Source organism: Actinocrinis sp. (assembly GCF_035938995.1).
Taxonomy (GTDB): domain Bacteria; phylum Actinomycetota; class Actinomycetes; order Streptomycetales; family Catenulisporaceae; genus DASZGI01.
The window spans coordinates 1-7436 of sequence record NZ_DASZGI010000293.1; the positions used below are offsets into that span (position 1 = coordinate 1).

Here is a 7436-nt window from a genome sequence, read left to right on the forward strand (position 1 = left end):
GCGGCGGAAGCCCAGCTCGGCGATGGCCCGGTGGACCAGGGAGGCGGTGCTGGGCAGCACGCCGGGCTCGCCGTTGACCACCCGGGAGACGGTCTTGATGCCCACCCCGGCGCGCGCCGCCACATCCTTCATCGTCGGCCGGATCCCTTGGGCGGACACCGCCGCCGCCTCATCCATGGGTAGAGTTCCGCATGATTCTGTACAGCGCTTTCCTGATCAACGCGCCGAGTGAGTGCGCGGGCGCGCACAGTCAGACCGCCCGCGCACGGCTGCTCTTTCACGCGATCGTCGCACCATGGCGGACTCCCTTCGGCGCCGGAAGCAAGGGGTTGTCAGGGAGCGAACTCAACTGAGCTGGCCCATGTCTTTTGGCGAGTGTGTGGACCTGCGTCAGGCCCTGTCAACGCACAAGATCCGCGGCCGCACGCGTGGGGGCCGCGCATCTTGACAGCCGAAAGCTTTCGCAGTCTGCTGCCCTTGCAGCCTACCTGACAACGTTGTCAGAGCGGAAGGACGGAAACATGCGCCCCGTACCCACCGCACCACCGCTCCGCATCCGCCTCAGCAGACACCTGACGTACCTGGTCGTTACCGGCGCGACGGCGCTCGCCGGATTCACGGCCCCAGGCGCGTCTGCCGCGACGGCGGCGGGGCTGGTCAGCGATCCGGCATCGCTGGTCAATCCCTTCATCGGCACGTCCAATTCGGCCGACGACTTCCCCGGAGCCGACTCACCGTTCGGAATGATCCAATGGTCACCGGACACCCCGTCGCGCCCGGACGGCGGCGGCTACAGCTATGGCGACTCCTCGATCACCGGGTTCAGCCTCACCCACCTGTCAGGACCCGGATGCGGCGGAGAGGGCGACGTCCCGATCCTGCCGACCACCGGCGCGGTCAACACCTCCGCGACCGAGGGCTTCTCGCACGCGAACGAGTCCGCAAACGCCGGCTACTACTCGGTCACGGGCAATGACGGGATCAAGACCGAGCTGACCACCACCATGCGCACCGGCATGGCCCGGTTCACCTTCCCCGCCACCACCCAGGCCAACCTGATCTTCAAGCTCACCGGCAGCCAGAACGGCGACAGCAACACCCAGTTCAACGTCGTCTCGAGCAGCGAGGTGTCCGGCCAGATCACCAGCGGCCACTTCTGCGGAGCGGGCGTCACCTACACGCTCTACTTCGACGTGCAGTTCGACCACTCGTTCAGCACCAACGGCACCGCGGCGGTCCCGGCCACCCTCGCCGGCCCTTCCACCAGCGCCGCCTCGCCCAACACCGCTGAGGCGAAGAACCACCCCACCCTGCACGGCAAACTGCCTGCCACCAGCTCCGGCAAGACCAACACCGCCAAACCCAACGCGGCCACCCCTAACGCCAGTGCCAACAACGGCTACGTGACCTTCAACACGACGAGCAACCAGGTCGTCCAGGCGAAGGTCGGCGTTTCGTTCGTGTCGATCGCGAACGCCCAGGCGAACATCGCCGCGGAGAACCCGAACTTCAACTTCTCCGCCACTCAGTCGGCCGCGCACAGTGCGTGGAACTCGGTGCTCGGCAAGATCGACGTGGCCGGCGGCACCGCGAGCCAGCAGACCGTCTTCTACACAGCGCTCTATCACGCGCTGATCCACCCGAACGTGATCAGCGACTCCAACGGCCAGTACATGGGCGTGAACGGGGCGGTGCACTCGGTCGGATCGGGCCACTCCGCGGAGTACTCGAACTTCTCCGGCTGGGACATCTACCGCAGTCAGGCGCAGCTGTCCGCGCTGGTCGATCCGTCGGTGGCCTCGGACATCGGGCAGTCGATGGTCGACGACTACGCGGCCGGCGGCATGTTCCCCAAATGGATGAACAACAACGGCGAGACGTATGTGATGGTCGGTGATCCGGCCGACTCGATCATCGCCAACTACTACTCCTTCGGCGCCCGGAACTTCGACACCTCGACCGCGCTGCACGACCTGCTCACCGAGGCGAACAGCACTAATAACATCCGGCCGGGAAACAACTACGTGGCGAACCTCGGGTACGTGCCCTCCAACGGTTCGGAAGGGTGCTGCAACTTCTACGGCCCCGCCTCGACCAGCCTTGAATACGACAGCGCCAACTTCGCGCTGTCGGCCTTCGCGGGCGCGCTCGGCGACACCACGGACCAGACCGCCCTGGCCAACCGCGCGCAGAACTGGCGCAACCTGCTCAACCCCTCCAGCGGATTCATCCAGCCGCGCGACTCCAACGGCCAGTGGACCGGCGGGTTCAACGCGACCAGCGGGACGAACTTCGTCGAGGGCGACTCCTGGCAATACACGCCGATGGTGCCGTTCAACCTGGCCGGGCTGATCGCGGCCAAGGGCGGCGACGCGGCGATGAACTCGTACCTGAACACCGACCTGTCCCAGTTGACCGGCGGCAACGGCTACACGGACCTGACCAATGAGCCGAGCCTGGACATCCCGTGGGAGTACGACTACTCCGGTCAGCCGTACAACACCCAGAAGATCGTGCGGCAGGTGCAGGACCAGATCTGGACCGACGCGCCCAACGGCCTGGCCGGAAACGACGACCTCGGCACGATGAGCGCGTGGTACGTGTGGTCGGCGATCGGCATGTACCCAGAGACCCCGGGCACCGCCGACCTGGCCCTCGGCTCGCCGATGTTCACCCAGGTCGTGCTCGCCCTCCCCAGCGGCAACACCCTGACGATCAACGCTCCCGCGGCGGCGGACAACGCGCCCTACGTGCAGTCCGCGACCTGGAACGGCGCGGCCTGGAACAACGCCTACCTGCCGTCCGGCGCGATCTCCAGCGGCGGCACGTTCGCGTATACGCTCGGCACGTCCGCCAACACCGGCTGGGCGTCCGGGGCGAGCTCGGCGCCCGCCTCGTACAGCGGTTCCGGCCCGCAGTACACTGACATCGGCGTTTCCAACGACAACGCGATGACGGGCGCGGACTTCGACGGGGTCGGATATTCGTACTCGGCGACCGCGCTCTCGAACGCGGGCGTGACCCCGGGTTCGACGGTCACCGCCGGCGGATCCACCTTCACCTGGCCGAACGTGACCCCGGCCGCGCTGTACAGCGCCAAGCCGGACAACTACGAGGCAGTCGGCCAGACCATCCCGGCCACCGGCTCCGGTTCGATCGCGTTCCTCGGCTCGGCGACCAACGGCCCGTCGAGCGGCACCGCGACCGTCACCTACACCGACGGCTCGACCTCATCGGTCTCGCTCGGGTTCTCCGACTGGACCCTCAACGGCGGCAGCGTGTCGGTCGAGTCGGGCAACACGACCGCCATCACCACGGCGTACCGTAACGCCGCGAGCGGGACGGCCGACCAGACGAAGGCGTACGTCTTCGCCACCACGCCGGTCAGCCTGACGTCCGGCAAGACCGTCGCAAGCGTGACCCTGCCCGCGACGGCCAACCAGGGCGGCCTGCACGTGTTCGCGATCGCGTTCGGCGGGAGCGGCGGCACCGGCGCGCCCACCGGCCCGATCGTCTCCGGCGTCTCGTCGGGCCTGTGCGTCGACGACAACCACAGCGGCACCTCCAACGGGACCGCCATCCAGATCTGGACCTGCAACAACACCGGGGCCCAGAGCTGGACCGTCGAACCGAACGGCTCGCTGCAGGTCCTCGGCGGCTGCATGGACGTGACCAACGGTGGCACAACCAGCGGCACCAAGGTCCAGTACTACACGTGCAACGGCACCGGGGCCCAGGTGTGGCAGCCGCAATCCAACGGCTCGCTGCTGAACCCGCAGTCCGGACTGTGCCTGGATGACCCCGGGTCCAGTACGACGAGCGGAACACAGTTGCAGATCTACACCTGCAACGGCACGAACGCTCAGAAGTGGACGCTCCCGTAGGGACACGCCCGCGGAACGACCCCGGGTCCCGGCAGCCGCCGCATCGGCTGCCGGGACCCGGCCGCGTGAGCGGCGTGTCACCCCTTGACAGCCCTGCCGACTCCTGGATTAACTGACCGCGCCGCTACAGACCGAATGTTCGGTCGGTTGATCTCGGCTCGGAGGATCCGCGCATGCCACGCTCCACGGATGCCCCTGCACCTGCAGCTACGCCCGCGTCGCCGGCGCAGGCGATGTTCGACGCCGACACCGCGTCGCGGGCGCTCGGCATCGAGCTGCTCAAGGCCGCCGACGGCTCAGCGACCGCACGGATGACGGTCACCGCGGCGATGGTCAACGGCCACGGCATCGCGCACGGCGGCTACATCTTCCTGCTCGCCGACACCGCGTTCGCCTGCGCGTGCAACAGCCACGGTCCGGTCACGCTCGCCGCGGCGGCGGACATCGCCTTTATCGCCCCAGCGCGGGAGGGCGACGTGCTGGACGCGGTCGCGCACGAACGGACGCGCTTCGGCCGCAGCGGCATCTATGACGTCACCGTGCTGCGCGGAACCCAAGTCATCGCGGAGTTCCGCGGACACAGCCGCACGATCCGGGAGGCTGATCGGACATGATGACCGGTGAGAAGGCCGGCGAGGACAGCCGACCGGATACGCCAGGCCGCCGAGTGGGTGCGCCGCCGCCCCCGGACCTGCTGGACGACGCGGAGCGGATGAGCCCGGACGAGTTGCGCGAGCGCCAGCTGGCCCGTCTTCAGCGCACGCTGCGCCATGCGTACGAGAACGTGGACCTGTACCGCCGGAAATTCGACGCGGCCGGTGTAACGCCGCAGGACTGTCGCAGCCTCGAGGATCTGGCCCGGTTCCCCTTCACCACGAAGGCCGACCTGCGCGAGAGCTACCCGTTCGGCATGTTCGCCGTGCCGATGTCCGAGGTGCGGCGCATCCACGCCTCCAGCGGCACCACCGGCCGCCCGACCGTTGTCGGTTACACCGACAACGACATCTCCATGTGGGCCGACGTGGTGGCCCGCTCGATCCGCGCGACTGGCGGACGCCCGGGCCACCTGGTCCATGTCTCCTACGGCTACGGCTTGTTCACCGGCGGACTCGGCGCGCACTACGGCGCCGAGCGGGCCGGCTGCACGGTGATCCCGGCCTCCGGGGGCATGACGGCACGTCAGGTGCAGATCATCCAGGACTTCCGCCCCGAGATCATCATGGTCACCCCGTCGTACATGCTGACGCTGCTCGACGAGTTCGAACGCCAGGGCATCGACCCGCGCACCTCGTCGCTGCAGGTCGGCATCTTCGGCGCGGAGCCGTGGACCGAGCAGATGAGGCTGGAGATCGAGGAACGCGCGGACCTGCACGCCGTGGACATCTACGGACTGTCCGAGGTGATCGGCCCCGGCGTCGCGCAGGAGTGCGTCGAGACCAAGGACGGCCTGCACATATGGGAGGACCACTTCTACCCCGAGGTCGTCGACCCCGCCACTGACGCGGTCCTGCCGCAGGGCGAGACCGGCGAACTCGTCTTCACGTCGCTGACCAAGGAGGCGCTGCCGATCATCCGCTACCGGACACGGGATCTGACCCGGCTGCTGCCCGGCACGGCACGGCCCGCCTTCCGCCGGATGGAGAAGGTCACCGGCCGCTGCGACGACATGATCATCCTACGGGGCGTCAACCTCTTCCCGACCCAGGTCGAGGAGATCGTCCTACGCACGCCCGACGTCGCCCCGCACTTCCAACTGGAGCTGACCCGCAACGGGCGGATGGACCACCTGACCGTCCGCGCCGAAGCCAGGCCGGACGCGGACAAGGCACGGCGCGCGGCGGCCGCCGACGCGATCGCCCGGGCGGTCAAGGACGGCATCGGAGTGAGCGTCGGCGTGGAGATCGTCGAACCGGAGACCCTGGCCCGCTCCACCGGCAAGCTCAATCGGGTGGTCGACCTACGCGAGGGATAAGACTGCTGCTCATGGTCCGCCCGGCGGCTCCATCGGCGCCGCCGGACCGGCCTCGGCCAGAAACCTAAAGCCGCGCTCGCGACGCGATGAACAAGCACACGTCGCGCTCCGCAACACCGCCCGCCGTCGACCCGAAGCCCAAAGCCACGCTCACGGTGCCACGAACAAGCACGTATCGCGCTCCACGTGCCCGCTGCACCGGCCTCGGCCAGAAACCTAAAGCCGCCCTCGCGGCGCGACGAACGAGCACACGTCGCCTTCCGCAACGCCGCCCGCAGTCGGCCCAAAGCCGAAGTCACACTCACGGTGCCACGAACGAGCACGTGTCATGCTCCACGCGGCCACTCCGTCACCACTGCCCCACCCGCTGCGTCATCAGGCGGAATCCGCTTCTCACTCTTAGACGGGCCTCGTCTTTCCCTTAAACCACCCTGGATCGGCTCGCGCACTCTTGACAGCGGCACGCCGCGCGAGCACTCTCTCGGAGAGCGCTCTCCGAACCATACAGTACCCTCACGCCCCGGGATGCTCGCCGCTACCCGGGGCGGGTGAGGCACGAAGGCAGCCCACGCCTTTTTTCCCGCCCCGCTGCGGGCCGGTTCGACCGGTCGGCGGCTTCCTCGCCGTTTCCTCGGAGAGAGTCATGCGCCTGGTTCTACCTAGATCGGGAAGACAGCGACGTCCGTCCCGAATCCGCGCCCTCGTGGCGGCATCCGCGGTTCTGGCGGTGACCGCCGGTCTCCTGACCGCCGTGTCCCTCCAGGCCAACGCCGCGGGGACGCTGTTGTCGCAGGGCAAGCCCGCGACGGCGTCGTCGTTGGAGAACGCCTCCTTCCCCGCGTCCAACGCGGTCGACGGCAACACCGGCACCCGCTGGTCCAGCCAGTTCAGCGACCCCCAGTGGCTCAAGGTGGACCTCGGCGCCACGGCCACGGTCGATCAGGTGGTGCTCAACTGGGAGACCGCCTACGCCACCGCGTTCCAGATCCAGACCTCGAACGACAACGCGAACTGGACCTCGATCTACTCCACCACCACCGGCACCGGCGGAATCCAGACCCTGAACATCACCGGCTCCGGCCGGTACGTCCGGATGTACGGCACGACCCGGGCCACCCAGTGGGGCTACTCCCTGTGGGAGTTCCAGGTCTACGGCACCATCGGCGGCGGCGGCTGCTCGACGACGAACGCGGCGCTCAACCAGCCCGCGACCGCCTCCTCCACCGAGAACGCCGGAACGCCCGCGAGCGCCGCGGTGGACGGCAACACCGGCACCCGCTGGTCCTCGGCGTTCTCCGACCCGCAGTGGCTGCAGGTGGACCTCGGCAGCACCCAGAGCATCTGCCAGGTCGGCCTGAACTGGGAGACCGCGTACGCCACCGCGTTCCAGATCCAGACCTCGAACGACAACGCGACCTGGACCTCCATCTACTCCACCACCACCGGCACCGGCGGCGTGCAGACGCTCAACGTGACCGGATCAGGCCGCTACATCCGCATGTACGGCACCACCCGCGCGACGCAGTGGGGTTACTCACTCTGGGAGTTCAGCGTGTACACCCTCGGCGGCTCGAGCACCT

The 7436-nt window shown here is 68.2% G+C and carries 5 protein-coding genes; 4 read left to right on the forward strand and 1 reads right to left on the reverse strand.

Annotated features, from left to right (window positions below; all coding sequences use genetic code 11):
• The coding region (locus VGZ32_RS20310) for a LacI family DNA-binding transcriptional regulator (RefSeq protein ID WP_326887698.1) at positions 1-177 on the reverse strand (177 nt) is incomplete at its 3' end.
• Between the two features lie 344 nt (positions 178-521).
• On the opposite strand from VGZ32_RS20310, the gene VGZ32_RS20315 reads away from it, so the two are divergent.
• The 4 genes from VGZ32_RS20315 to VGZ32_RS20330 all read left to right on the forward strand — a co-directional run.
• A complete protein-coding gene (locus tag VGZ32_RS20315) occupies positions 522-3884 on the forward strand; it encodes a lectin (protein WP_326887694.1) in 3363 nt (1120 codons plus the stop codon).
• Between the two features lie 173 nt (positions 3885-4057).
• Entirely contained in the window at positions 4058-4498 is a 441-nt protein-coding gene (gene paaI, locus VGZ32_RS20320; RefSeq protein WP_326887695.1) for a hydroxyphenylacetyl-CoA thioesterase PaaI, read from the forward strand.
• Positions 4498-5856 (forward strand): phenylacetate--CoA ligase PaaK, encoded by a 1359-nt coding sequence (gene paaK, locus VGZ32_RS20325; protein WP_414642570.1) that lies wholly within the window; start codon positions 4498-4500, stop codon positions 5854-5856. Before paaI ends, paaK begins: the two co-directional genes overlap by 1 nt.
• A gap of 643 nt (positions 5857-6499) precedes the next feature.
• Positions 6500-7436 (forward strand): discoidin domain-containing protein (locus tag VGZ32_RS20330; protein ID WP_349263682.1); only part of this gene is annotated, 937 nt, incomplete at its 3' end.

Coding starts and splice junctions, on each gene's coding strand:
- VGZ32_RS20315 (WP_326887694.1), top strand. CDS start 522: ATGCGCCCCGTACCCACCGCACCACCGCTCCGCATCCGCCTCAGCAGA.
- paaI (WP_326887695.1), top strand. CDS start 4,058: ATGCCACGCTCCACGGATGCCCCTGCACCTGCAGCTACGCCCGCGTCG.
- paaK (WP_414642570.1), top strand. CDS start 4,498: ATGACCGGTGAGAAGGCCGGCGAGGACAGCCGACCGGATACGCCAGGC.